Here is a 21369-nt window from a genome sequence, read left to right as displayed (position 1 = left end):
AACTAACGTGTCAGAATCACTACGTATTATTTTTGCGGGAACACCTGACTTTGCAGCGCGTCATCTCGACGCGCTGTTGTCTTCTGGTCATAACGTCGTTGGCGTGTTCACCCAGCCAGACCGACCGGCAGGACGCGGTAAAAAACTGATGCCCAGCCCGGTTAAAGTTCTGGCTGAGGAAAAAGGTCTACCCGTTTTTCAACCTGTTTCCCTGCGTCCACAAGAAAACCAGCAACTGGTCGCCGATCTGCAGGCTGATGTTATGGTCGTCGTCGCCTATGGGCTGATTCTGCCTAAAGCGGTGCTGGAAATGCCGCGTCTTGGATGCATCAATGTTCATGGTTCACTGCTGCCGCGCTGGCGCGGCGCCGCGCCAATCCAACGTTCGCTGTGGGCGGGTGATGCAGAAACTGGTGTGACCATTATGCAAATGGATGTTGGTTTAGACACCGGTGACATGCTCTATAAGCTCTCCTGCCCGATTACCGCAGAAGATACCAGCGGCACGTTATATGACAAACTGGCAGAGCTTGGCCCACAAGGCCTTATCGCCACATTGAAACAACTGGCAGACGGCACGGCGAAACCAGAAATTCAGGATGAAACTCTTGTTACTTACGCCGAAAAGTTGAGTAAAGAAGAAGCGCGTATTGACTGGTCACTTTCGGCAGCACAGCTTGAACGCTGCATTCGCGCTTTCAATCCATGGCCAATGAGCTGGCTGGAAATTGAAGGACAGCCGGTTAAAGTCTGGAAAGCGTCGGTCATTGATACGGTAACCAACGCTGCCCCAGGAACGATCCTTGAAGCCAACAAACAAGGCATCCAGGTTGCGACTGGTGATGGCATCCTGAACCTGCTCTCGTTACAACCTGCGGGTAAGAAAGCGATGAGCGCACAAGACCTCCTGAATTCTCGTCGGGAATGGTTTGTTCCGGGCAAGCGTCTGGCCTGATAGTCCACTCTTCTAAGCCCGGTCTTGCCGGGCATTTTTATACTTATGAAAAAACAACGTAATTTACGTAGCATGGCGGCCCAGGCCGTTGAACAAGTCGTCGAGCAAGGGCAATCATTAAGCAACATTTTGCCAGCGCTCCAGCAAAAGGTTTCCGATAAAGACAAAGCACTTCTTCAAGAGTTGTGCTTTGGCGTACTGCGCACGCTTTCACAGTTAGACTGGCTGATTAATAAGTTAATGGCCCGTCCGATGACCGGCAAACAGCGGACCGTGCATTACCTGATTATGGTTGGTTTGTATCAACTGCTTTATACCCGCATTCCACCGCATGCTGCGCTGGCTGAAACGGTTGAAGGCGCTGTCACAATTAAGCGCCCGCAACTTAAAGGGTTGATTAACGGCGTATTACGTCAGTTCCAGCGTCAGCAAGAAGAGTTATTAGCCGAGTTTAATGCCAGTGATGCACGTTATCTGCATCCCTCCTGGTTGCTGAAGCGTCTGCAAAAAGCGTATCCAGAGCAGTGGCAATCCATCGTCGAAGCCAATAACCAGCGTCCGCCAATGTGGCTGCGCGTTAATCGTACGCATCATTCCCGCGACAGCTGGCTTGCATTGCTGGATGAAGCAGGAATGAAAGGTTTCCCGCATGCGGATTACCCTGATGCTGTACGTCTGGAAACACCTACACCTGTTCATGCGCTACCTGGTTTTGAAGACGGATGGGTTACCGTTCAGGATGCATCAGCACAAGGTTGCATGACCTGGCTTGCGCCACAAAACGGTGAACACATTTTGGATCTCTGTGCCGCCCCCGGCGGTAAAACAACGCATATCCTTGAGGTGGCACCAGAAGCGCAGGTTGTTGCGGTTGATATTGACGAACAGCGTCTCTCTCGCGTTTACGACAATTTAAAACGCCTTGGTATGAAGGCGACCGTGAAACAAGGTGATGGCCGCTCCCCTTCCCAATGGTGTGGCGAGCAACAGTTCGATCGCATTTTATTAGATGCGCCTTGTTCAGCAACGGGTGTGATTCGTCGCCATCCGGATATCAAGTGGTTACGTCGCGATCGCGATATCCCGGAACTCGCGCAACTGCAGTCTGAAATTCTCGACGCCATCTGGCCACATTTAAAATCTGGCGGAACGCTGGTTTATGCCACCTGCTCGGTGTTACCGGAAGAGAATAGCCAGCAGATTAAAGCCTTCTTGCAACGCACCGCTGATGCCAAACTTTGCGACACCGGAACACCAGAACAACCGGGTAAGCAAAATCTGCCTGGTGCTGAAGAGGGCGACGGCTTCTTTTACGCTAAGCTAATCAAAAAGTGATGAGATAACGGGTCGCGACTGATGAAAATTATCATTCTGGGTGCCGGTCAGGTTGGCGGCACACTGGCGGAAAACCTGGTTGGCGAGAACAACGATATTACTGTTGTCGATACCAACGGTGAGCGTCTGCGGACCTTGCAGGATAAATTTGACCTGCGAGTCGTGCAGGGGCATGGCTCTCATCCACGCGTATTGCGGGAGGCAGGTGCCGACGACGCCGATATGCTGGTTGCTGTAACCAGTTCAGATGAAACCAATATGGTTGCCTGCCAGGTAGCCTACTCACTTTTCAACACCCCTAATCGCATCGCTCGTATCCGCTCACCAGACTACGTGCGCGATGCCGATAAGCTATTTCATTCAGATGCTGTACCGATTGATCATCTGATCGCACCAGAGCAGTTGGTTATCGATAATATTTACCGACTGATTGAGTATCCCGGCGCATTGCAGGTGGTGAACTTCGCTGAGGGCAAAGTGAGCCTTGCAGTGGTAAAAGCCTATTATGGTGGCCCGCTTATTGGTAATGCGCTTTCGACCATGCGCGAGCATATGCCACATATCGATACCCGCGTGGCGGCAATTTTCCGCCACGACCGTCCTATCCGCCCGCAAGGTTCGACTATTGTTGAAGCCGGTGATGAAGTATTCTTTATTGCCGCCTCGCAGCATATACGCGCGGTGATGAGTGAATTACAGCGACTGGAAAAACCGTATAAGCGGATCATGCTGGTTGGTGGCGGTAATATCGGTGCAGGGCTGGCGCGTCGTCTGGAAAAAGATTACAGCGTCAAACTCATCGAACGTAATCAGCAGCGCGCTGCCGAACTGGCGGAAAAGTTGCAGAATACGATCGTCTTTTTTGGTGATGCGTCGGATCAAGAACTGCTGGCCGAAGAACATATCGATCAAGTTGATCTGTTTATTGCCGTCACCAACGATGACGAGGCCAATATCATGTCAGCCATGCTCGCCAAACGTATGGGTGCGAAAAAGGTGATGGTATTGATCCAGCGTCGCGCTTATGTGGATCTGGTTCAGGGGAGCGTGATCGATATTGCGATTTCACCACAACAAGCAACTATTTCTGCGTTGCTTAGTCATGTGCGAAAAGCAGATATTGTTGGTGTTTCCTCATTGCGCCGCGGCGTAGCAGAAGCTATTGAAGCCGTTGCTCACGGTGATGAAAGCACCTCGCGCGTTGTCGGCAGAGTCATTGATGAAATCAAGCTACCGCCGGGAACGATTATTGGAGCGGTGGTACGTGGAAACGACGTGATGATTGCCAATGACAATCTGCGCATTGAGCAAGGCGATCACGTAATTATGTTCCTCACAGATAAAAAGTTTATTACCGACGTCGAAAGACTCTTCCAGCCAAGTCCTTTCTTTTTGTAATTAATAAGGCGTCTAATGACGCCTTATTATTTCCCTTTGAATATCAAGGATTAATTAAATTCATTCCTGGCAGGAAAATAGCTTAACATTTGTTAGACTTATGGTTGTCGGCTTCATAGGGAGAATAACATGAGCATTATTAAAGAATTTCGCGAATTTGCGATGCGCGGGAACGTGGTGGATTTGGCGGTGGGTGTCATTATCGGTGCGGCATTCGGGAAGATCGTCTCTTCGCTGGTTGCCGATATCATCATGCCACCTTTGGGCTTATTAATTGGCGGGATCGATTTTAAACAGTTTGCTGTCACGCTACGCGATGCGCAGGGGGATATCCCTGCTGTTGTGATGCATTACGGTGTCTTCATTCAAAACGTCTTTGATTTTCTGATTGTGGCCTTTGCCATCTTTATGGCGATTAAGCTAATCAACAAACTGAATCGTAAGAAAGAAGAACCTGCAGCAGCACCTGCACCAACTAAAGAAGAAGTATTACTGACAGAGATTCGTGATTTGCTGAAAGAGCAAAATAACCGATCTTAACAAGCGCCTGAAAGCAGAAGGCCAGTGGTAAAAAAGTGATTTACTTTCTTGCCACTGGCCTCCCAGTTACCCCGATTGCCATGTTTTCCTTTTCGCATATAACTGCCTTTCCCTTTTTTATTTTTTTCTACACGCTGTCTGAACAAAGGGTCATGTAGTAATGCTTCAATCGCATTATCCTTTATCTGCCCTTTCGTATGCTGATATCGGCTCATAAAAACTCCAGTTGGTTATTTAACGGCGCGAGTGTAATCCCGTCAGTGCAAAAAATCAACAACCTGCTTTGACACCGCTGGCTCCTTGTTCAAGAGCTTCAAGGATAGAGCAATAAACGCTGCTATGGGCGCTACCACAACAGGCATCGTTAAGACGTTGCAAGGAACGCTGCATGCTCTGCAACTCGGCTATCCGCGCTTCCACTTCCTGTAATCTTTCCTGCACAATACCTTTTGATTCCTGACAAGTATGATGTTCAGGATCGATACGGATCGACAGCAACTCACGGATCGACTCCAGACTGAAACCAAGTTGTCTGGCATGCCTAATAAATTTCAACCGTTGGAGATCGCGTTCGGTATACAGACGAAAGCCTCCTACCGTACGAACTTCATGATCCATCATCTGCTGTTTTTCGTAATAACGTATTGTGTCGGGCGTAACTTCTGCCAGTTTTGCCAACTCACCAATGCGATACATAAATTATCTCTCAGTTGTCATTAATTTTATTCAGAAGCTTATCTGCATATTCGCCACGTAAAAATTCAGTGCTCAAACCTGCCTGCCGCAGTTTTAACTCCAGTAAAGATAACTGGCGGCTAACCTCTTGATATTTCGGATCATCCTGACGAATGCCTCTGAGAATATCCAAAAGCTGAATTGCTTCCTTCCGCTGCTCAAGTTCTGGCGGTAAACAGCCGGAATTCTTTAACAAGCGATAGCCCGCACGCAGTTCCGGCGGCACGTGTGTGTCATCTTCCAGGATTAATGGTTCACCACTGCCTGGGAGATTTTCAAACTCACCTTTAGCCTGTGCTTCAGTAATATGGCGCTCTGCCCACTGGTCAAGTAACCACATAAATACTCCAGGGGATGAACAAAAAGAGTACAGCTATTGTAGATAAGTGGGGATACTACAGATATAAAAAAACCCGCCGGGGCGGGTTTTTTTACGTTGCTTCAGATTACTCTGCAGCAGCTTCTGCTTTCTCTGAACGATCAACCAGCTCGATGTAAGCCATCGGCGCGTTGTCGCCTGCACGGAAGCCACACTTCAGAATACGAGTGTAACCACCGGCACGGCTCGCGAAACGCGGGCCCAGTTCGTTAAACAGTTTTGCCACGATCTCGTTATCACGAGTACGGGCGAATGCCAGACGACGATTAGCAACGCTATCAGTCTTGGCAAGAGTAATCAGCGGCTCAACTACGCGGCGCAGCTCTTTCGCTTTAGGCAGAGTCGTCTTGATGATTTCATGACGAACCAGTGAACCTGCCATATTGCGGAACATAGCCTGGCGATGGCTGCTGTTGCGGTTCAGTTGACGACCACTCTTACGATGGCGCATGACCTTATCCTTCTCAGTAAAACCTTAACCTGTGATCCGGTTACTCGTCAGCGATGCTTGCCGGTGGCCAGTTTTCCAGGCGCATACCCAGAGACAGTCCACGGGAAGCCAGCACGTCTTTAATCTCAGTAAGAGATTTTTTACCAAGGTTAGGCGTTTTAAGGAGCTCAACCTCGGTACGTTGTACCAGATCACCGATATAGTGGATAGCTTCTGCTTTAAGGCAGTTAGCAGAGCGGACAGTCAATTCCAGATCGTCAACAGGGCGCAGCAGGATCGGATCGAACTCTGGTTTCTCTTCTTTCACTTCCGGCTGACGTACATCACGTAAGTCAACGAAAGCTTCCAGTTGTTCAGCCAGAATGGTTGCCGCACGACGAATCGCCTCTTCAGGATCGATTGTGCCGTTGGTTTCCATTTCGATGACCAGCTTGTCCAGGTCGGTACGCTGTTCTACACGCGCTGCTTCAACATTGTAGGCAATACGCTCTACAGGGCTGTAGCATGCGTCGACCAGCAGACGGCCGATTGGGCGCTCATCTTCTTCCGAATGAATTCGGGTAGAAGCCGGCACATAACCACGACCGCGCTGAACTTTGATACGCATGCTAATAGACGCGTTCTCATCGGTCAGGTGGCAGATCACGTGCTGCGGCTTGACGATTTCGACATCACCGTCGTGGGTGATATCGGCTGCAGTCACAGGGCCAATGCCAGATTTATTCAAGGTAAGAATAACTTCATCTTTGCCCTGAACTCTCACCGCCAGCCCTTTCAGGTTGAGCAGGATTTCCAGGATATCTTCCTGAACGCCTTCTTTGGTGCTGTACTCATGTAGTACACCATCAATCTCAACCTCGGTCACCGCGCAACCCGGCATCGATGAGAGCAGAATACGGCGCAGTGCGTTACCCAGAGTATGGCCAAAGCCACGCTCTAAAGGCTCAAGGGTCACCTTGGCGTGCGTCGAACTCACTTGCTCGATATCAACCAGGCGCGGTTTTAGAAACTCTGTCACAGAACCCTGCATTGTGTCCTCTCTTTGGTACTAAGCTTTACTTGGAGTAAAGCTCGACGATCAGGTGTTCGTTAATGTCCGCAGACAGATCAGAACGCTCCGGCTTACGCTTAAACGTACCTTCCATCTTGCCAGCATCAACTTCCAGCCAGGTTGGCTTTTCACGCTGCTCAGCCAGCTCCAGAGCGGCTTTCACGCGAGACTGCTTCTTCGCTTTCTCACGAATGCTTACAACGTCATTCGGACTAACCTGATAAGAAGCGATGTTAACAACACGACCGTTTACCATAATTGCTTTATGGCTAACCAGCTGACGTGCTTCTGCACGAGTGGCACCGAAGCCCATACGGTATACAACGTTGTCCAGACGACCTTCCAGCAGAGCCAACAGGTTTTCACCGGTGTTGCCTTTCAGACGTGCTGCTTCTTTGTAGTAGTTACGGAACTGACGCTCCAGCACACCATAGATACGGCGAACTTTTTGCTTTTCACGCAACTGCACACCATAGTCAGACAGACGCGGTTTACGCGCACCGTGCTGGCCAGGAGCTTGTTCAATTTTACACTTGGTATCGATCGCGCGAACGCCAGACTTAAGGAATAAGTCGGTGCCCTCACGACGGCTCAGCTTGAGCTTAGGACCCAAATATCTTGCCATTTTCTTTCTCCAACAAACCTGGAAAACGAAGCGTTATACGCGACGTTTTTTCGGCGGACGACAACCGTTATGAGGGATCGGAGTCACATCAGTAATGTTAGTGATGCGGAAACCTGCGGCGTTCAGAGCACGAATAGTAGATTCGCGGCCTGGACCCGGACCTTTAACCATAACTTCCAGATTCTTGATGCCGTATTCTTTCACGGCGTCAGCGCAACGCTCTGCTGCAACCTGAGCTGCAAACGGAGTGGATTTGCGAGAACCACGGAAACCGGAACCACCGGCTGTTGCCCAACCCAACGCGTTACCCTGACGATCAGTGATAGTCACGATGGTGTTGTTGAAAGAAGCATGGATATGAGCCACGCCGTCAGAGACTTGTTTTCTTACACGTTTACGTGCACGAATTGGTGCCTTTGCCATTATTCAATCACCCCGATTATTTCTTGATCGGTTTGCGCGGACCCTTACGGGTACGTGCGTTGGTCTTGGTACGCTGACCGCGAACCGGTAGACCACGACGATGACGCAAACCGCGATAGCAACCAAGATCCATCAGGCGCTTGATGCTCATGCTGATTTCACGGCGCAGATCACCTTCAACGACAAATTTGGCAACTTCGTCACGCAGCGTGTCGATTTGTCCTTCAGACAGCTCACTGATCTTAACATCTTCAGCGATACCCGCTGCAGCCAGGATGGCTTTAGAACGGGTCTTGCCGACGCCATAAATCGAAGTTAATGCGATTACGGCATGCTTATGATCAGGAATGTTAATGCCTGCTATACGGGCCACTATGCACTCCTACTATTTAATATGTACGTTCCATGCTGAAAAGCCCGTTTTCAGGATACTCAAATGGAAACGCACAGACATACAAAAGATTGGCTGGCTAATCTAGCCAGCTCAACCCAACTTTGCAAGAAAAATATGCGAATAAATCAGCCTTGGCGCTGTTTATGCTTCGGCTCGGCACTGCAAATCACACGGATGACACCATCACGCTTAACGATTTTGCAGTTACGGCATAATTTCTTGACGGAAGCACGAACTTTCATTTTTACTCTCCGTAACTTCTCGGGCGACCAATTATCGGCCGTAGCCTTTCAGGTTCGCCTTCTTCAATGCAGACTCATACTGACTGGACATCATCAGAGTTTGCACTTGAGCCATAAAGTCCATAATCACGACAACAACGATAAGCAGTGAGGTCCCACCGAAGTAGAACGGTACTTTCATTGCATCACGCATGAACTCCGGGATCAGGCAGATAAAGGTAATGTACAGCGCACCAACCAGGGTCAGGCGGGTCATTACTTTATCGATATACTTCGCCGTTTGCTCTCCCGGACGAATTCCTGGTACAAATGCACCGGACTTCTTCAGGTTATCTGCTGTTTCACGCGGGTTGAAAACCAACGCCGTGTAGAAGAAACAGAAGAAGATGATTGCAGACGCATAGAGTAACACATAAAGCGGTTGCCCAGGCTGCAAATACAGCGAAATTGTTGTCAGCCAGTTCCAACCAGTACCGCCCCCGAACCATGACGCGATGGTAGCCGGGAACAGAATAATACTGGAAGCGAAGATTGCCGGGATTACCCCCGCCATATTCACTTTCAGCGGTAAATGTGTGCTCTGTGCAGCATAGACACGACGACCTTGCTGACGTTTTGCGTAGTTTACCACAATGCGGCGTTGACCACGCTCAACAAATACAACAAAGAACGTCACTGCAAATACTAATACTGCAACCAACAGCAACACGAGGAAGTGCAGGTCGCCTTGACGCGCTTGCTCGATAGTATGGGCAATGGCTGGCGGGAGTCCCGCGACAATACCGGCGAAGATAATGATTGAAATACCGTTGCCGATACCTCGTTCAGTGATCTGTTCGCCCAACCACATCAGGAACATCGTTCCTGTGACCAGACTTACAACAGCGGTGAAGTAGAATGCAAAGCCCGGGTTAATAACCAAGCCTTGCATACCAGGCATATTCGGCAGACCGGTAGCAATACCGATCGACTGGAATATTGCCAGCACCAGAGTACCGTAACGGGTGTACTGGCTGATCTTACGACGACCAGACTCCCCTTCTTTCTTAATTTCTGCCAACGTTGGGTGAACCACCGTCAGCAGCTGGATAATGATCGACGCCGAAATATACGGCATGATCCCCAGAGCAAAGATAGAAGCACGGCTGAGAGCACCACCAGAGAACATGTTAAACATCTCAATGATGGTGCCTCGCTGTTGCTCAAGCAGTTTGGCAAGTACAGCGGCATCAATACCAGGGATCGGAATAAAAGAGCCAATACGGAACACAATCAGCGCACCGATAACAAACAGCAGTCTGCGTTTCAGCTCGCCTAAGCCACCTTTGGCACTTTGAAAATCTAATCCCGGTTGTTTAGCCATCTGCTACTTATTCCTCGATTTTACCGCCAGCAGCTTCGATAGCAGCACGAGCGCCTTTCGTAACACGCAGGCCACGAACAGTTACCGGAGTCGTTACTTCGCCAGCCAGGATCACTTTCGCGAACTCGATCTGGATACCGATAATGTTAGCCGCTTTCAGCGTGTTCAGGTCTACAACACCGCCTTCTACTTTAGCCAGGTCAGACAGACGAACTTCGGCTGTAATCGCTGCTTTACGAGAAGTGAAGCCGAATTTCGGCAGACGACGGTACAGAGGCATCTGACCACCCTCGAAACCGCGACGTACGCCACCGCCAGAACGAGATTTCTGACCTTTGTGACCACGACCACCGGTTTTACCGAGGCCAGAACCGATACCACGACCCAGGCGTTTACCCGCCTTTTTGGAGCCTTCGGCCGGAGACAGAGTATTTAAACGCATCTCTTACTCCTCAACTTTAACCATGAAGGAAACCGCGTTGATCATACCGCGAATAGCAGGAGTATCCTCGCGCTCTACGGTGTGACCAATACGACGCAGACCCAGGCCAAGCAGCGTTGCCTTGTGTTTCGGCAGACGACCGATTGCACTGCGGGTTTGAGTAATTTTAATAGTCTTTGCCATGGTTTATTTCCCCAGAATTTCTTCAACGGATTTACCACGCTTGGCAGCGACCATTTCTGGAGAATTCATATTTTCCAGGCCATCGATAGTTGCACGAACCACGTTAATCGGGTTGGTGGAACCATACGCTTTAGCCAGAACGTTATGAACCCCAGCGACTTCCAGAACGGCGCGCATTGCACCACCGGCGATGATACCGGTACCTTCGGAAGCCGGCTGCATGAATACGCGAGAACCCGTATGAACACCTTTAACAGGGTGTTGCAGAGTGCCGTTATTCAGCGCGACGTTAATCATATTGCGACGGGCTTTTTCCATCGCTTTCTGGATCGCTGCTGGAACTTCACGCGCTTTACCGTAACCAAAACCAACGCGACCGTTACCATCGCCAACTACAGTCAGAGCTGTGAAGGAGAAAATACGACCACCTTTAACGGTTTTAGATACGCGGTTTACCGCGATCAGCTTTTCCTGCAGTTCGCCAGCTTGTTTTTCGATGTGAGCCATCTTACACCTCTACCTTAGAACTGAAGGCCAGCTTCACGGGCAGCATCTGCCAGTGCCTGGACACGACCATGATATTGGAACCCGGAACGGTCAAAGGATACATCTTTGATGCCTTTTTCCAGAGCGCGTTCAGCGACAGCTTTACCCACAGCTGCAGCCGCGTCTTTGTTACCGGTGTACTTCAGTTGTTCAGCGATAGCTTTTTCTACAGTAGAAGCAGCTACCAGAACTTCAGAACCGTTCGGTGCAATTACCTGTGCGTAAATGTGACGCGGGGTACGATGTACCACCAGGCGAGTTGCGCCCAGCTCCTGGAGCTTGCGGCGTGCGCGGGTCGCACGACGGATACGAGCAGATTTCTTATCCATAGTGTTACCTTACTTCTTCTTAGCCTCTTTGGTACGCACGACTTCGTCGGCGTAACGAACACCCTTGCCTTTGTAAGGCTCAGGACGACGGTAGGCGCGCAGATCCGCTGCAACCTGGCCGATCATCTGCTTATCAGCGCCTTTCAGCACGATTTCAGTCTGAGTCGGACATTCAGCAGTGATACCCGCAGGCAGCTGATGGTCAACAGGATGAGAGAAACCCAGAGACAGGTTAATCACATTGCCTTTAACCGCTGCACGGTAACCTACACCAACCAGCTGCAGCTTCTTAGTGAAGCCTTCGGTAACACCGATAACCATTGAGTTCAGCAGGGCACGCGCGGTACCAGCCTGAGCCCAACCGTCTGCGTAACCATCACGCGGACCGAAGGTCAGGGTATTATCTGCATGTTTAACTTCAACAGCATCGTTGAGAGTACGAGTCAGCTCGCCGTTTTTACCTTTGATCGTAATAACCTGACCGTTGATTTTTACATCAACGCCGGCAGGAACAACGACCGGTGCTTTAGCAACACGAGACATTTTTTCCTCCGATTAGGCTACGTAGCAGATAATTTCGCCACCAAGACCAGCCTGGCGCGCTGCACGATCAGTCATAACACCTTTAGAGGTAGAAACAACTGCGATACCCAGACCCGCCATAACTTTCGGCAGCTCATCTTTACGTTTATAGATGCGCAGACCTGGGCGGCTGACACGCTGAATGCTTTCTACAACAGCTTTGCCCTGGAAATACTTCAGAGTAAGTTCCAGTTCAGGCTTGGTGTCGCCTTCAACTTTAAAATCTTCAATAAAACCTTCTTCCTTCAGCACGTTGGCGATTGCCACTTTCAGCTTGGAGGAAGGCATGGTGACCGCAGCTTTGTTCGCGGCCTGACCGTTACGGATACGGGTCAGCATATCCGCGATCGGATCTTGCATGCTCATCTGTCTTTACTCCCGTGATTCAATTGGTGACAATTACCAGCTAGCCTTTTTCAGACCCGGGATTTCACCGCGCATAGCGGCTTCACGGACCTTAATACGGCTCAACCCGAACTTCCGCAGGAAACCATGCGGACGACCTGTTTGACGGCAGCGGTTACGCTGACGAGACGGGCTGGAATCACGCGGCAGAGTCTGCAGCTTGAGAACAGCATTCCAACGATCTTCGTCGGAAGCGTTCACATCAGAGATGATCGCTTTCAGTTCAGCGCGTTTCGCGAAGTATTTATCAGCTAAAGCTACGCGTTTAACTTCGCGTGCTTTCATTGATTGCTTAGCCATTTAGTAACCCTACCTTACTTGCGGAACGGGAAGTCAAAGGCAGCCAGCAGAGCACGGCCTTCTTCGTCAGATTTCGCAGTAGTGGTAATGGTAATATCCAAACCACGAACGCGGTCGACTTTATCGTAGTCGATTTCTGGGAAGATGATCTGCTCACGGACACCCATGCTGTAGTTACCACGACCGTCGAAAGACTTAGCGGACAAGCCACGGAAGTCACGGATACGCGGTACAGCAATAGTGATCAGGCGCTCAAAGAACTCCCACATGCGTTCGCCACGCAGAGTTACTTTACAGCCGATCGGATAGCCCTGACGGATTTTGAAGCCTGCAACAGATTTGCGTGCTTTGGTGATCAGCGGTTTTTGACCGGAGATTGCTGCCAGGTCTGCTGCTGCGTTATCCAGCAGTTTTTTGTCAGCGATCGCTTCACCAACACCCATGTTCAGGGTGATCTTCTCGACCCGAGGGACTTGCATGACAGAATTGTAGTTAAACTCAGTCATGAGTTTTTTAACTACTTCGTCTTTGTAGTAATCATGCAGTTTCGCCATCGTACTACTCCAAATTACTTGATAGTTTCGCTGTTAGACTTGAAGAAACGGACTTTTTTGCCGTCTTCGAATCTAAAGCCTACACGGTCAGCCTTGCCGGTTGCCGCATTGAAGATTGCTACGTTGGAAACCTGAATAGCGGCTTCTTTTTCAACGATGCCACCTGGTTGGTTCAGGGCCGGAACCGGCTTCTGATGTTTCTTAACCAAGTTGATACCTTCAACAATGACCTTGCCGGAAGACAGGACATTCTTAACTTTACCGCGTTTACCTTTATCTTTACCGGTTAACACGATAACTTCGTCATCACGACGGATTTTCGCTGCCATGATTCGCTCCTTAGAGTACTTCTGGTGCCAGAGAGATAATTTTCATGAACTTCTCACTACGAAGCTCACGAGTTACCGGCCCAAAAATACGCGTACCGATAGGCTGCTCGCTGTTGTTGTTCAGAAGAACACAAGCATTACCATCGAAGCGAATGACAGAACCGTCCGGGCGACGAACACCCTTCTTGGTGCGCACCACTACCGCCTTCAGCACATCACCTTTTTTGACCTTACCACGCGGAATTGCTTCTTTGATGGTGATCTTGATGATGTCGCCTACGCCTGCGTAGCGACGGTGCGAGCCACCCAGAACCTTGATACACATTACGCGACGTGCACCGGAGTTGTCGGCGACGTTCAGCATAGTCTGTTCTTGGATCATTTTAGTGCTCCGCTAATGTCAACTACTACTGAGACCCGAAAATCAGGTCGTTAAAAATCCCCATATCGAGGGCGCGGCATTATAACACCGCTTCAAGGATATGGGTAGAAAAAATAAACGGCTCATTTCTGAGCCGTTTATTCGTATCGAGAGAGTGTACTGTATTACAGAACCGCTTTCTCTACAACGCGAACCAGCGTCCAGGATTTAGTCTTGGACAGCGGACGGCATTCGCGGATTTCAACCACGTCACCGATACCGCATTCGTTGTTCTCGTCATGTACGTGCAGTTTGGTCGTACGCTTGATGAATTTACCGTAGATCGGGTGTTTCACAAAACGTTCGATAGCAACAACAATGGATTTCTCCATTTTGTCGCTAACAACGCGACCTTGCAGAGTACGGATTTTATCGGTCATTACGCACCCGCCTTCTCGTTCAGTAAAGTCTTAACGCGTGCGACATCGCGACGCACTTGCTTCAACAGGTGAGACTGTTGCAGCTGGCCACTTGCAGCCTGCATACGCAGGTTGAACTGCTCACGCAGCAGGTTCAGCAGCTCGGTGTTCAGCTCTTCAACGCTCTTCTCACGCAGCTCTTTTGCTTTCATTACATCACCGTCTTAGTTACAAAGGTGGTTTTAATCGGCAGTTTCGCTGCTGCCAGCTTGAATGCTTCACGGGCCAGCTCTTCCGGAACACCGTCCATTTCATACAGGACTTTACCCGGCTGAATCAAGGCAACCCAATACTCCACGTTACCTTTACCTTTACCCATACGCACTGCCAGCGGCTTTTCAGTGATCGGTTTGTCCGGGAACACACGGATCCAGATCTTACCTTGACGCTTAACTGCACGGGTCATAGCACGACGTGCTGCTTCGATCTGACGTGCAGTCAGACGACCACGGCCAACAGCTTTCAGACCGAAGCTGCCGAAGCTAACATCCGTACCCTGCGCCAGACCGCGGTTACGGCCTTTGTGCATTTTACGGAATTTTGTACGCTTTGGTTGTAACATCAGCGACGCTCCTTATTTACGGCCTTTACGCTGCTGCTTTTTAGGCTGAGCAGCCGGTTTTTCCGGTTGTTCAACAGCAGCCATACCACCCAGGATCTCGCCTTTGAAGATCCACACTTTAACGCCGATTACACCGTAAGTGGTGTGCGCTTCAGAGGTGTTGTAGTCGATGTCAGCACGCAGAGTGTGCAGCGGTACGCGACCTTCGCGGTACCATTCGGTACGTGCGATTTCCGCGCCGCCCAGACGGCCGCTAACTTCAACTTTAATACCTTTAGCGCCCAGACGCATTGCGTTCTGTACAGCACGCTTCATAGCACGACGGAACATAACGCGACGTTCCAGCTGAGAAGTGATGCTGTCAGCAACCAGTTTTGCGTCCAGTTCAGGCTTACGAACTTCGGCGATGTTGATCTGTGCAGGAACGCCAGCGATGTCCGCTACGACCTTACGCAGTTTTTCTACGTCTTCACCTTTTTTACCGATAACGATACCCGGGCGAGCAGTGTGAATGGTTACACGAATGCTCTTAGCCGGACGCTCGATAACGATACGAGATACAGACGCTTTAGCCAGTTCCTTTGTCAGGTACTGACGTACTTTAAAATCGCTGTCCAGGTTGTCAGCGAATTCTTTGGTGTTCGCAAACCAGGTAGAGTTCCATGGTTTTACAATACCCAGGCGAATACCATTAGGATGTACTTTCTGACCCATTGCTAGTCTCCAGAGTCTCAGCGATCGGACACAACCACAGTGATGTGGCTGGTGCGCTTCAGGATGCGATCTGCACGACCTTTTGCACGCGGCATAATGCGCTTCATGCTCGGGCCTTCGTCTACGAAAATTTTCGTAACTTTCAGATCGTCAATGTCAGCGCCATCGTTGTGTTCAGCGTTAGCAATGGCAGATTCCAGAACTTTCTTGACCAGTACAGCCGCTTTCTTGTTGGTGTAGGTCAAAATATCCAGAGCCTGCGACACTTTCTTACCGCGAATCAGGTCAGCAACAAGGCGAACCTTCTGAGCAGAAGAACGAGCATGGCGATGTTTAGCGATAGTTTCCATCTCTTCCTCCTACCTTATTTCTTTTTCGCTTTTTTATCAGCAGCGTGGCCGCGATAAGTACGAGTCGGTGCGAATTCACCCAGTTTGTGGCCGACCATTTCGTCGGTTACAAATACCGGAACGTGCTGACGACCATTATGGACAGCGATGGTCAAACCGATCATGTTAGGAAAGATCGTTGAACGACGGGACCAAGTGCGCAGGGGCTTCTTGTCTCCGCTTTCCACCGCTTTCTCTACCTTCTTCAGCAAGTGCAGGTCAATAAAAGGACCTTTCTTGAGAGAACGTGGCATGGCTTATCCTCTAAAATTATTTGCTACGGCGACGTACGATGAATTTATCAGTACGCTTGTTGCTGCGGGTCTTCTTACCTTTGGTCTGAACGCCCCACGGAGTTACCGGGTGCTTACCAAAGTTACGACCTTCACCACCACCATGTGGGTGGTCTACCGGGTTCATCGCGGTACCGCGAACGGTCGGACGAACACCACGCCAGCGTGCAGCACCTGCTTTACCCAGAACGCGCAGCATATGCTCAGCATTGCCAACTTCGCCCAGAGTTGCACGGCAGTCTGCTTCTACTTTACGCATTTCACCAGAACGCAGACGCAGGGTGACATAAGCACCATCACGAGCAACGATCTGAACGTAAGTACCAGCGGAACGTGCCAGCTGACCGCCTTTACCTGGTTTCATTTCTACGTTGTGAACAGTAGAACCAACCGGGATGTTGCGCATCGGCAGGGTGTTACCTGGTTTGATTGCAGCATCAACGCCAGACTGAATCTGGTCGCCAGCTTTCAGGCCTTTAGGGGCCAGGATGTAACGGCGTTCACCGTCTTTGTACAGAACCAGCGCGATGTTCGCGGAACGGTTCGGATCGTACTCAAGACGTTCAACAACTGCCGGGATACCGTCTTTGTTGCGTTTGAAGTCAACAATACGGTAAGCCTGCTTGTGGCCACCACCGATATGACGAGTGGTGATACGGCCATTGTTGTTACGACCACCGGATTTGCTGTTTTTTCCAGCAACGGAGCAAAAGGTTTGCCCTTGTGCAGCTCAGGGTTAACCACTTTAACAACGTGGCGACGACCCGGAGATGTCGGTTTACATTTAACAACTGCCATTGTATTACTCCTCCGACTTACTCAGCGCCGCCAACGAAGTCCAGATTCTGGCCTTCTTTCAGGGTGACGTAAGCTTTTTTCCAGTCGCTACGACGACCGATACGCTGTCCGTGACGTTTAACTTTCCCTTTAACTACCAGGGTGTTAACGACTTCGACTTCGACTTCAAACAGTTTCTGCACAGCAGCTTTGATTTCTGCTTTGGTCGCGTCTTTAGCAACTTTGAGTACGATGGTGTTGGATTTTTCCATCGCAGTAGACGCTTTTTCAGAAACGTGCGGTGCACGCAGCACCTTCAGCAGACGTTCTTCACGAATCATGCCAGCATCTCCTCAACTTGCTTAACAGCATCAGCAGTCATTACGACTTTGTCGAAGGCGATCAGGCTAACCGGGTCGATACCAGTTGCATCGCGTACGTCAACCTTGTGCAGGTTGCGCGCAGCCAGGAACAGGTTCTCGTCCAGCTCACCGGTGATGATCAGCACATCTTCCAGAGCCATGTCTTTCAGTTTCTGTGCCAGCAGCTTGGTTTTCGGTGCTTCTACAGAGAACTTCTCGACAACGATCAGACGATCCTGACGTACCAGTTCGGACAGGATGCTTTTCAGCGCGCCGCGGTACATCTTCTTGTTAACTTTTTGACTGTGGTCCTGCGGACGAGCAGCGAAGGTCACGCCACCAGAACGCCAAATCGGGCTCTTGATAGAACCAGAACGCGCACGGCCGGTGCCTTTCTGGCGCCACGGTTTTTTACCGGAACCAGTTACTTCAGCACGAGTCTTCTGAGCACGAGTACCCTGACGAGCACCGGCTGCATAAGCAACAACAACCTGGTGAACCAGCGCTTCGTTGAAATCACGACCGAAGGTAGTTTCGGAAACAGTCAGCGCGCTCTGCGCGTCTTTCAATACTAATTCCATTGCTATCTCCTTACGCCTTCACAGCTGGTTTAACGATCAGGTCGCTACCGGTTGCACCCGGGACAGCACCTTTAACCAGCAGCAGGTTGCGCTCAGCGTCAACGCGTACTACGTCAAGGCTCTGAACGGTTACACGTTCGTTACCCATCTGACCTGCCATTTTCTTGCCTTTGAACACTTTGCCCGGAGTCTGGTTCTGACCGATAGAACCCGGAACGCGGTGAGACAAGGAGTTACCGTGGGTTGCGTCCTGGGTACGGAAGTTCCAGCGCTTAACGGTACCTGCGAAACCTTTACCTTTAGAGGTGCCAGTTACGTCAACTTTTTTAACGTCAGCAAACAGTTCAACGCTAATGCTCTGACCTACAGTGAACTCTTCGCCTTCAGCCAGGCGGAATTCCCACAGACCACGGCCAGCTTCTACGCCAGCTTTAGCGAAGTGGCCAGCTTCAGGCTTGGTCACACGGTTAGCTTTTTTAGCACCGGTGGTTACCTGAATAGCACGGTAGCCATCGTTAGCCAGGTCTTTAACCTGAGTAACGCGGTTTGCTTCAACTTCGATTACGGTTACTGGGATAGAAACGCCGTCTTCTGTGAAGATACGGGTCATACCCACTTTTTTACCGACTAAACCAATCATTGTTTCAACCTCTCAATCGCTCAATGACCTGATTAACCCAGGCTGATCTGCACGTCTACACCGGCAGCCAGATCCAGACGCATCAGAGCATCAACGGTTTTCTCGGTTGGCTCAACGATGTCAACCAGACGCAAGTGAGTACGGATTTCGTACTGATCGCGCGCGTCTTTGTTGACGTGCGGAGAGATCAGAACAGTGAAGCGCTCTTTGCGTGTCGGCAGCGGGATCGGACCACGGACCTGCGCACCAGTGCGCTTGGCAGTCTCGACGATTTCCGCGGTTGCTTGATCGATCAGACGATGATCAAACGCTTTCAGGCGGATACGGATTCTTTGGTTCTGCATGAGACCAGAGCTCCAATTATTTTATAAACGAAAATGATTACTCCTCAGACCCATTACGATTGATGGGAGAGTGTAACCGTTCTTACGTAGCCCCCCGATTGGGAGCATTGTTAGGTAGCCAAATTCGGCTAACTGAGGTTCAGATTGAACCTGCTGTCAACTACGACAAGCCCGCGTATTATACGCAAATCTGAGATTGACGCAAGCATCGGGTAGAAATTAATCGCAACGCACAGATTGCGAGCTGCATTCCACGAAATTTGTAAGGTCGTGAAGATAGCGTTTTTCACCGGAACCTGGTTAACAAATCAGCGATTTCTCTGTTGCTGAGTATCCGGAGTTATTCGATGGTGATACTCCAATTACAGAGGATGTTTTATGGTCGCTACCCTTCCCTTTCTGATTTTGTACGTTTGCTTATCAGTCCTACTTTTTTTCTGGGATGCAAAGCATGGCTTGTTACCTGACAGGTTTACCTGCCCGCTACTCTGGTCAGGTCTTTTGTTCTATCAGGTTTGTCATCCTGACGGTTTAGCCGATGCGTTATGGGGGGCGATTATTGGTTACGGCACATTCGCTGTCATTTACTGGGGATATCGCATACTGCGTCATAAAGAAGGATTAGGCTATGGTGATGTGAAGTTTCTCGCCGCCCTTGGCGCCTGGCATACATGGGCCTTCTTGCCACGGCTGGTTTTCCTTGCCGCCTCATTCGCTTGTGGAGCCGTAGTTATTGGTCTGCTCATGAGAGGAAAAGAATCATTAAAAAACCCGCTGCCTTTTGGGCCATTTCTGGCAGCTGCGGGTTTCATTGTAGGCTGGGATAGTCTGCTGTCAGGCTATTAATCTTTAACTTTAATTTGTGATTGCAGATAATTTTGCAGGCCGATTTTACCGATGAGATCCAGTTCAGTTTCGAGCCAGTCGATATGACCTTCTTCATCAGCAAGGATTTCGATCATCATATCGCGGCTAACATAGTCATGAACGCTGTCGGCATAAGCGATAGCCTCACGAAGATCCTTCGCACCTTCCAGCTCTAATCGCAGGTCGGATTGCAGCATCTCTTCGACATCTTCACCGATCCCTAGCTTGCCTAAATCCTGTAAGTTAGGGATCCCTTCTAAGAACAAAATACGCTCGATATATTTATCGGCGTGCTTCATCTCATCGATAGATTCATGGTATTCGACATCATTAAGGCGCATCAGGCCCCAGTTTTTAAACATACGGGCATGAAGAAAATACTGGTTGATCGCGACAAGCTCATTTCCCAATAGTTTATTGAGATAATTTATGATTTTAACATCACCTTTCATTTTATAGTCCCTCCGCTTCCACTATTAGAGCGTAGATGGGGCTAGCGGGATGTCAAAAAATAAGCGTGAGCTTCAGGCAATCTCTTTAAATTCGGGCATCTGCATCAACTCGTCCTGCATCACTTCGCGTGCGGCGCGAATGCACTTACCGCATTGATTTCCCACAGGAATAAACTTGCGTAATTGTTGGAAAGACTGAGGATGAAACTGACGGACTGCCTGGCGAATTTTTTTGTCACTTACACCATTACACAAACAAACGTACATGATCACTCCCGTTCAAATTCTGCGCAAAGTGTAAATGAGAATAGTTATGATTACAATAGCACAGTTTTATTTGCGCCACAGTTCAGCCAGCGAAATTACGACGAAATATTTCGAGCTCAAATTACGGGCAGCAAAAAGGGCGCCGAAGCGCCCTTTTTAATTCGAAACTAATTAACGCGTAATTAGCTCAGAACTTTAGCAACAACGCCCGCGCCAACGGTACGGCCGCCTTCACGGATTGCGAAACGCAGACCGTCGTCCATCGCGATCGGGTGGATCAGGGTAACAACCATTTTGATGTTGTCGCCCGGCATTACCATCTCTACGCCTTCCGGCAGTTCGATGGTACCAGTCACGTCAGTAGTACGGAAGTAGAACTGCGGACGGTAGCCTTTGAAGAACGGAGTATGACGGCCGCCTTCATCTTTGGACAGAATGTACACTTCAGATTCGAACTTGGTGTGCGGCTTGATGGTGCCCGGCTTAGCCAGTACCTGACCACGTTCGATTTCTTCACGTTTGATACCACGCAGCAGAACACCTACGTTCTCACCAGCACGGCCTTCGTCCAGCAGTTTGCGGAACATTTCAACGCCAGTACAGGTAGACTTCTGAGTCTCTTTGATACCAACGATTTCAACTTCTTCACCAACTTTGATGATACCGCGTTCTACACGACCGGTAACAACGGTACCACGACCGGAGATGGAGAATACGTCT

At 49.9% G+C, this 21369-nt stretch carries 38 protein-coding genes and 1 pseudogene; 5 read left to right on the top strand and 34 right to left on the bottom strand.

The annotated features are described in order from the left end of the window. Nucleotides 1–7 precede the first annotated feature (7 nt). The 4 genes from fmt to mscL all read left to right on the top strand — a co-directional run bounded on the left by fmt (nucleotide 8) and on the right by mscL (nucleotide 4228). Nucleotides 8–955 carry a methionyl-tRNA formyltransferase gene (gene fmt / locus AACU94_RS21275; protein WP_135488565.1) on the top strand — a complete coding sequence of 316 codons (948 nt, stop codon included), beginning with the start codon at nucleotides 8–10 and terminating at the stop codon, nucleotides 953–955. 45 nt (nucleotides 956–1000) lie between these two features. After that, entirely contained in the window at nucleotides 1001–2290 is a 1290-nt protein-coding gene (gene rsmB / locus AACU94_RS21270) for a 16S rRNA (cytosine(967)-C(5))-methyltransferase RsmB (RefSeq protein ID WP_135488564.1), read from the top strand. A 21-nt stretch (nucleotides 2291–2311) separates the two neighbouring features. After that, nucleotides 2312–3688, top strand: coding sequence for a Trk system potassium transporter TrkA (trkA, locus tag AACU94_RS21265; protein WP_000691382.1), 1377 nt, complete (start codon nucleotides 2312–2314; stop codon nucleotides 3686–3688). A gap of 129 nt (nucleotides 3689–3817) precedes the next feature. Further along, nucleotides 3818–4228 (top strand): large-conductance mechanosensitive channel protein MscL, encoded by a 411-nt coding sequence (gene mscL / locus AACU94_RS21260; RefSeq protein WP_000022442.1) that lies wholly within the window; start codon nucleotides 3818–3820, stop codon nucleotides 4226–4228. On the opposite strand, the gene arfA is transcribed toward mscL, so the two are convergent. The 31 genes and pseudogenes from arfA to rpsJ all read right to left on the bottom strand — a co-directional run bounded on the left by arfA (nucleotide 4225) and on the right by rpsJ (nucleotide 19063). Continuing rightward, complete coding sequence (arfA, locus tag AACU94_RS21255; protein WP_000092696.1) at nucleotides 4225–4443, bottom strand: alternative ribosome-rescue factor ArfA; 219 nt, start codon at nucleotides 4441–4443, stop codon at nucleotides 4225–4227. The two genes, mscL and arfA, sit on opposite strands and share 4 nt — an antisense overlap. A gap of 55 nt (nucleotides 4444–4498) precedes the next feature. Further along, nucleotides 4499–4924 carry a Zn(2+)-responsive transcriptional regulator gene (zntR, locus tag AACU94_RS21250; protein WP_135488563.1) on the bottom strand — a complete coding sequence of 142 codons (426 nt, stop codon included), beginning with the start codon at nucleotides 4922–4924 and terminating at the stop codon, nucleotides 4499–4501. A 10-nt stretch (nucleotides 4925–4934) separates the two neighbouring features. Beyond that, a complete protein-coding gene (locus tag AACU94_RS21245; RefSeq protein WP_130217608.1) occupies nucleotides 4935–5303 on the bottom strand; it encodes a DnaJ family domain-containing protein in 369 nt (122 codons plus the stop codon). A 106-nt stretch (nucleotides 5304–5409) separates the two neighbouring features. Continuing rightward, nucleotides 5410–5793, bottom strand: coding sequence for a 50S ribosomal protein L17 (rplQ, locus tag AACU94_RS21240; protein WP_001216368.1), 384 nt, complete (start codon nucleotides 5791–5793; stop codon nucleotides 5410–5412). 40 nt (nucleotides 5794–5833) lie between these two features. Continuing rightward, nucleotides 5834–6823, bottom strand: coding sequence for a DNA-directed RNA polymerase subunit alpha (locus tag AACU94_RS21235; RefSeq protein ID WP_001162094.1), 990 nt, complete (start codon nucleotides 6821–6823; stop codon nucleotides 5834–5836). 25 nt (nucleotides 6824–6848) lie between these two features. Further along, complete coding sequence (rpsD, locus tag AACU94_RS21230) at nucleotides 6849–7469, bottom strand: 30S ribosomal protein S4 (protein ID WP_000135224.1); 621 nt, start codon at nucleotides 7467–7469, stop codon at nucleotides 6849–6851. A 33-nt stretch (nucleotides 7470–7502) separates the two neighbouring features. Continuing rightward, nucleotides 7503–7892: a 30S ribosomal protein S11 gene (rpsK, locus tag AACU94_RS21225; RefSeq protein WP_001029684.1), complete on the bottom strand. Its 390-nt coding sequence runs from the start codon at nucleotides 7890–7892 to the stop codon at nucleotides 7503–7505. Between the two features lie 16 nt (nucleotides 7893–7908). Continuing rightward, nucleotides 7909–8265, bottom strand: a complete 357-nt coding sequence (gene rpsM / locus AACU94_RS21220; RefSeq protein ID WP_000090775.1) for a 30S ribosomal protein S13 — start codon at nucleotides 8263–8265, stop codon at nucleotides 7909–7911. Nucleotides 8266–8411: 146 nt separating this feature from the next. Further along, nucleotides 8412–8528, bottom strand: coding sequence for a 50S ribosomal protein L36 (rpmJ, locus tag AACU94_RS21215; protein WP_000868187.1), 117 nt, complete (start codon nucleotides 8526–8528; stop codon nucleotides 8412–8414). A gap of 31 nt (nucleotides 8529–8559) precedes the next feature. Continuing rightward, on the bottom strand, nucleotides 8560–9891 hold the full coding sequence (secY, locus tag AACU94_RS21210) for a preprotein translocase subunit SecY (RefSeq protein ID WP_001118861.1): 1332 nt from the start codon (nucleotides 9889–9891) through the stop codon (nucleotides 8560–8562). Between the two features lie 7 nt (nucleotides 9892–9898). Next, entirely contained in the window at nucleotides 9899–10333 is a 435-nt protein-coding gene (gene rplO / locus AACU94_RS21205) for a 50S ribosomal protein L15 (protein WP_001238917.1), read from the bottom strand. Nucleotides 10334–10336: 3 nt separating this feature from the next. Further along, nucleotides 10337–10516, bottom strand: coding sequence for a 50S ribosomal protein L30 (gene rpmD, locus AACU94_RS21200; RefSeq protein ID WP_001140433.1), 180 nt, complete (start codon nucleotides 10514–10516; stop codon nucleotides 10337–10339). Between the two features lie 3 nt (nucleotides 10517–10519). Beyond that, a complete protein-coding gene (rpsE, locus tag AACU94_RS21195; RefSeq protein WP_000940121.1) occupies nucleotides 10520–11023 on the bottom strand; it encodes a 30S ribosomal protein S5 in 504 nt (167 codons plus the stop codon). A 14-nt stretch (nucleotides 11024–11037) separates the two neighbouring features. After that, entirely contained in the window at nucleotides 11038–11391 is a 354-nt protein-coding gene (rplR, locus tag AACU94_RS21190; RefSeq protein WP_000358960.1) for a 50S ribosomal protein L18, read from the bottom strand. Nucleotides 11392–11400: 9 nt separating this feature from the next. After that, complete coding sequence (rplF, locus tag AACU94_RS21185) at nucleotides 11401–11934, bottom strand: 50S ribosomal protein L6 (protein WP_064524927.1); 534 nt, start codon at nucleotides 11932–11934, stop codon at nucleotides 11401–11403. Nucleotides 11935–11946: 12 nt separating this feature from the next. Continuing rightward, the gene (gene rpsH, locus AACU94_RS21180; RefSeq protein ID WP_000062611.1) at nucleotides 11947–12339 is read right to left on the bottom strand and encodes a 30S ribosomal protein S8; all 393 of its coding nucleotides are present in this window, start codon (nucleotides 12337–12339) and stop codon (nucleotides 11947–11949) included. A gap of 33 nt (nucleotides 12340–12372) precedes the next feature. Further along, on the bottom strand, nucleotides 12373–12678 hold the full coding sequence (gene rpsN, locus AACU94_RS21175) for a 30S ribosomal protein S14 (RefSeq protein ID WP_001118930.1): 306 nt from the start codon (nucleotides 12676–12678) through the stop codon (nucleotides 12373–12375). A gap of 14 nt (nucleotides 12679–12692) precedes the next feature. Further along, nucleotides 12693–13232: a 50S ribosomal protein L5 gene (rplE, locus tag AACU94_RS21170; protein WP_001096200.1), complete on the bottom strand. Its 540-nt coding sequence runs from the start codon at nucleotides 13230–13232 to the stop codon at nucleotides 12693–12695. Nucleotides 13233–13246: 14 nt separating this feature from the next. After that, nucleotides 13247–13561: a 50S ribosomal protein L24 gene (rplX, locus tag AACU94_RS21165; RefSeq protein ID WP_000729185.1), complete on the bottom strand. Its 315-nt coding sequence runs from the start codon at nucleotides 13559–13561 to the stop codon at nucleotides 13247–13249. 10 nt (nucleotides 13562–13571) lie between these two features. Then, a complete protein-coding gene (rplN, locus tag AACU94_RS21160) occupies nucleotides 13572–13943 on the bottom strand; it encodes a 50S ribosomal protein L14 (protein WP_000613955.1) in 372 nt (123 codons plus the stop codon). A 164-nt stretch (nucleotides 13944–14107) separates the two neighbouring features. Then, complete coding sequence (gene rpsQ, locus AACU94_RS21155; protein ID WP_000130100.1) at nucleotides 14108–14362, bottom strand: 30S ribosomal protein S17; 255 nt, start codon at nucleotides 14360–14362, stop codon at nucleotides 14108–14110. Then, nucleotides 14362–14553, bottom strand: coding sequence for a 50S ribosomal protein L29 (gene rpmC, locus AACU94_RS21150; RefSeq protein ID WP_000644741.1), 192 nt, complete (start codon nucleotides 14551–14553; stop codon nucleotides 14362–14364). Before rpmC ends, rpsQ begins: the two co-directional genes overlap by 1 nt. Next, complete coding sequence (gene rplP, locus AACU94_RS21145; RefSeq protein WP_000941212.1) at nucleotides 14553–14963, bottom strand: 50S ribosomal protein L16; 411 nt, start codon at nucleotides 14961–14963, stop codon at nucleotides 14553–14555. Before rplP ends, rpmC begins: the two co-directional genes overlap by 1 nt. Before the next feature lie 12 nt (nucleotides 14964–14975). Continuing rightward, complete coding sequence (gene rpsC, locus AACU94_RS21140; protein WP_000529945.1) at nucleotides 14976–15677, bottom strand: 30S ribosomal protein S3; 702 nt, start codon at nucleotides 15675–15677, stop codon at nucleotides 14976–14978. A 17-nt stretch (nucleotides 15678–15694) separates the two neighbouring features. Then, entirely contained in the window at nucleotides 15695–16027 is a 333-nt protein-coding gene (gene rplV / locus AACU94_RS21135; protein WP_000447529.1) for a 50S ribosomal protein L22, read from the bottom strand. 14 nt (nucleotides 16028–16041) lie between these two features. Further along, nucleotides 16042–16320 carry a 30S ribosomal protein S19 gene (gene rpsS, locus AACU94_RS21130; protein ID WP_001138117.1) on the bottom strand — a complete coding sequence of 93 codons (279 nt, stop codon included), beginning with the start codon at nucleotides 16318–16320 and terminating at the stop codon, nucleotides 16042–16044. Nucleotides 16321–16336: 16 nt separating this feature from the next. Continuing rightward, a pseudogene (rplB, locus tag AACU94_RS21125) lies at nucleotides 16337–17157 on the bottom strand (50S ribosomal protein L2). Between the two features lie 17 nt (nucleotides 17158–17174). Continuing rightward, on the bottom strand, nucleotides 17175–17477 hold the full coding sequence (gene rplW, locus AACU94_RS21120; protein ID WP_000617544.1) for a 50S ribosomal protein L23: 303 nt from the start codon (nucleotides 17475–17477) through the stop codon (nucleotides 17175–17177). After that, nucleotides 17474–18079 (bottom strand): 50S ribosomal protein L4, encoded by a 606-nt coding sequence (rplD, locus tag AACU94_RS21115; RefSeq protein ID WP_000424395.1) that lies wholly within the window; start codon nucleotides 18077–18079, stop codon nucleotides 17474–17476. The genes rplW and rplD overlap by 4 nt, the downstream gene beginning before the upstream one ends. 10 nt (nucleotides 18080–18089) lie before the next feature. Beyond that, nucleotides 18090–18719 carry a 50S ribosomal protein L3 gene (gene rplC, locus AACU94_RS21110; RefSeq protein WP_000579833.1) on the bottom strand — a complete coding sequence of 210 codons (630 nt, stop codon included), beginning with the start codon at nucleotides 18717–18719 and terminating at the stop codon, nucleotides 18090–18092. 32 nt (nucleotides 18720–18751) lie between these two features. Then, nucleotides 18752–19063, bottom strand: a complete 312-nt coding sequence (rpsJ, locus tag AACU94_RS21105; RefSeq protein ID WP_001181004.1) for a 30S ribosomal protein S10 — start codon at nucleotides 19061–19063, stop codon at nucleotides 18752–18754. Nucleotides 19064–19441: 378 nt separating this feature from the next. Between rpsJ and AACU94_RS21100 the strand changes: the two genes are divergently transcribed. After that, nucleotides 19442–19909, top strand: a complete 468-nt coding sequence (locus tag AACU94_RS21100) for a prepilin peptidase (protein ID WP_130222942.1) — start codon at nucleotides 19442–19444, stop codon at nucleotides 19907–19909. Here AACU94_RS21100 and bfr read toward each other — a convergent pair. The 3 genes from bfr to AACU94_RS21085 all read right to left on the bottom strand — a co-directional run. Next, entirely contained in the window at nucleotides 19906–20382 is a 477-nt protein-coding gene (gene bfr / locus AACU94_RS21095; RefSeq protein ID WP_000675515.1) for a bacterioferritin, read from the bottom strand. The two genes, AACU94_RS21100 and bfr, sit on opposite strands and share 4 nt — an antisense overlap. 72 nt (nucleotides 20383–20454) lie before the next feature. After that, nucleotides 20455–20649, bottom strand: coding sequence for a bacterioferritin-associated ferredoxin (gene bfd / locus AACU94_RS21090; RefSeq protein ID WP_000289090.1), 195 nt, complete (start codon nucleotides 20647–20649; stop codon nucleotides 20455–20457). A 182-nt stretch (nucleotides 20650–20831) separates the two neighbouring features. After that, a partial coding sequence (locus AACU94_RS21085; RefSeq protein ID WP_077890497.1) for an EF-Tu C-terminal domain-related protein occupies nucleotides 20832–21369 on the bottom strand: 538 nt, incomplete at its 5' end.

Origin of the sequence: Escherichia sp. E4702 (genome assembly GCF_963883545.1) — a bacterium.
Lineage (GTDB): Bacteria > Pseudomonadota > Gammaproteobacteria > Enterobacterales > Enterobacteriaceae > Escherichia.
Note: the sequence above shows the minus strand (reverse complement) of the source record. Positions and strands in the feature narration are given on the sequence as shown.

What these genes read in the sequence shown, in the direction of transcription:
- rplR (WP_000358960.1), bottom strand. Translation starts at nt 11,391, where the DNA reads ATGGATAAGAAATCTGCTCGTATCCGTCGTGCGACCCGCGCACGCCGC.
- AACU94_RS21245 (WP_130217608.1), bottom strand. Translation starts at nt 5,303, where the DNA reads ATGTGGTTACTTGACCAGTGGGCAGAGCGCCATATTACTGAAGCACAG.
- rplC (WP_000579833.1), bottom strand. Translation starts at nt 18,719, where the DNA reads ATGATTGGTTTAGTCGGTAAAAAAGTGGGTATGACCCGTATCTTCACA.
- rpsQ (WP_000130100.1), bottom strand. Translation starts at nt 14,362, where the DNA reads ATGACCGATAAAATCCGTACTCTGCAAGGTCGCGTTGTTAGCGACAAA.
- AACU94_RS21100 (WP_130222942.1), top strand. Translation starts at nt 19,442, where the DNA reads ATGGTCGCTACCCTTCCCTTTCTGATTTTGTACGTTTGCTTATCAGTC.
- rpmD (WP_001140433.1), bottom strand. Translation starts at nt 10,516, where the DNA reads ATGGCAAAGACTATTAAAATTACTCAAACCCGCAGTGCAATCGGTCGT.
- rplN (WP_000613955.1), bottom strand. Translation starts at nt 13,943, where the DNA reads ATGATCCAAGAACAGACTATGCTGAACGTCGCCGACAACTCCGGTGCA.
- rpsN (WP_001118930.1), bottom strand. Translation starts at nt 12,678, where the DNA reads ATGGCTAAGCAATCAATGAAAGCACGCGAAGTTAAACGCGTAGCTTTA.
- rpsD (WP_000135224.1), bottom strand. Translation starts at nt 7,469, where the DNA reads ATGGCAAGATATTTGGGTCCTAAGCTCAAGCTGAGCCGTCGTGAGGGC.
- rpsC (WP_000529945.1), bottom strand. Translation starts at nt 15,677, where the DNA reads ATGGGTCAGAAAGTACATCCTAATGGTATTCGCCTGGGTATTGTAAAA.
- mscL (WP_000022442.1), top strand. Translation starts at nt 3,818, where the DNA reads ATGAGCATTATTAAAGAATTTCGCGAATTTGCGATGCGCGGGAACGTG.
- rplQ (WP_001216368.1), bottom strand. Translation starts at nt 5,793, where the DNA reads ATGCGCCATCGTAAGAGTGGTCGTCAACTGAACCGCAACAGCAGCCAT.
- rpmJ (WP_000868187.1), bottom strand. Translation starts at nt 8,528, where the DNA reads ATGAAAGTTCGTGCTTCCGTCAAGAAATTATGCCGTAACTGCAAAATC.
- arfA (WP_000092696.1), bottom strand. Translation starts at nt 4,443, where the DNA reads ATGAGCCGATATCAGCATACGAAAGGGCAGATAAAGGATAATGCGATT.
- rplV (WP_000447529.1), bottom strand. Translation starts at nt 16,027, where the DNA reads ATGGAAACTATCGCTAAACATCGCCATGCTCGTTCTTCTGCTCAGAAG.
- trkA (WP_000691382.1), top strand. Translation starts at nt 2,312, where the DNA reads ATGAAAATTATCATTCTGGGTGCCGGTCAGGTTGGCGGCACACTGGCG.
- rplW (WP_000617544.1), bottom strand. Translation starts at nt 17,477, where the DNA reads ATGATTCGTGAAGAACGTCTGCTGAAGGTGCTGCGTGCACCGCACGTT.
- rpsJ (WP_001181004.1), bottom strand. Translation starts at nt 19,063, where the DNA reads ATGCAGAACCAAAGAATCCGTATCCGCCTGAAAGCGTTTGATCATCGT.
- rpsH (WP_000062611.1), bottom strand. Translation starts at nt 12,339, where the DNA reads ATGAGCATGCAAGATCCGATCGCGGATATGCTGACCCGTATCCGTAAC.
- rplX (WP_000729185.1), bottom strand. Translation starts at nt 13,561, where the DNA reads ATGGCAGCGAAAATCCGTCGTGATGACGAAGTTATCGTGTTAACCGGT.
- bfr (WP_000675515.1), bottom strand. Translation starts at nt 20,382, where the DNA reads ATGAAAGGTGATGTTAAAATCATAAATTATCTCAATAAACTATTGGGA.
- rplO (WP_001238917.1), bottom strand. Translation starts at nt 10,333, where the DNA reads ATGCGTTTAAATACTCTGTCTCCGGCCGAAGGCTCCAAAAAGGCGGGT.
- rplE (WP_001096200.1), bottom strand. Translation starts at nt 13,232, where the DNA reads ATGGCGAAACTGCATGATTACTACAAAGACGAAGTAGTTAAAAAACTC.
- AACU94_RS21235 (WP_001162094.1), bottom strand. Translation starts at nt 6,823, where the DNA reads ATGCAGGGTTCTGTGACAGAGTTTCTAAAACCGCGCCTGGTTGATATC.
- rplF (WP_064524927.1), bottom strand. Translation starts at nt 11,934, where the DNA reads ATGTCTCGTGTTGCTAAAGCACCGGTCGTTGTTCCTGCCGGCGTTGAT.
- bfd (WP_000289090.1), bottom strand. Translation starts at nt 20,649, where the DNA reads ATGTACGTTTGTTTGTGTAATGGTGTAAGTGACAAAAAAATTCGCCAG.
- zntR (WP_135488563.1), bottom strand. Translation starts at nt 4,924, where the DNA reads ATGTATCGCATTGGTGAGTTGGCAAAACTGGCAGAAGTTACGCCCGAC.
- rpsE (WP_000940121.1), bottom strand. Translation starts at nt 11,023, where the DNA reads ATGGCTCACATCGAAAAACAAGCTGGCGAACTGCAGGAAAAGCTGATC.
- rpsK (WP_001029684.1), bottom strand. Translation starts at nt 7,892, where the DNA reads ATGGCAAAGGCACCAATTCGTGCACGTAAACGTGTAAGAAAACAAGTC.
- secY (WP_001118861.1), bottom strand. Translation starts at nt 9,891, where the DNA reads ATGGCTAAACAACCGGGATTAGATTTTCAAAGTGCCAAAGGTGGCTTA.
- rplD (WP_000424395.1), bottom strand. Translation starts at nt 18,079, where the DNA reads ATGGAATTAGTATTGAAAGACGCGCAGAGCGCGCTGACTGTTTCCGAA.
- rpmC (WP_000644741.1), bottom strand. Translation starts at nt 14,553, where the DNA reads ATGAAAGCAAAAGAGCTGCGTGAGAAGAGCGTTGAAGAGCTGAACACC.
- rpsS (WP_001138117.1), bottom strand. Translation starts at nt 16,320, where the DNA reads ATGCCACGTTCTCTCAAGAAAGGTCCTTTTATTGACCTGCACTTGCTG.
- rplP (WP_000941212.1), bottom strand. Translation starts at nt 14,963, where the DNA reads ATGTTACAACCAAAGCGTACAAAATTCCGTAAAATGCACAAAGGCCGT.
- rsmB (WP_135488564.1), top strand. Translation starts at nt 1,001, where the DNA reads ATGAAAAAACAACGTAATTTACGTAGCATGGCGGCCCAGGCCGTTGAA.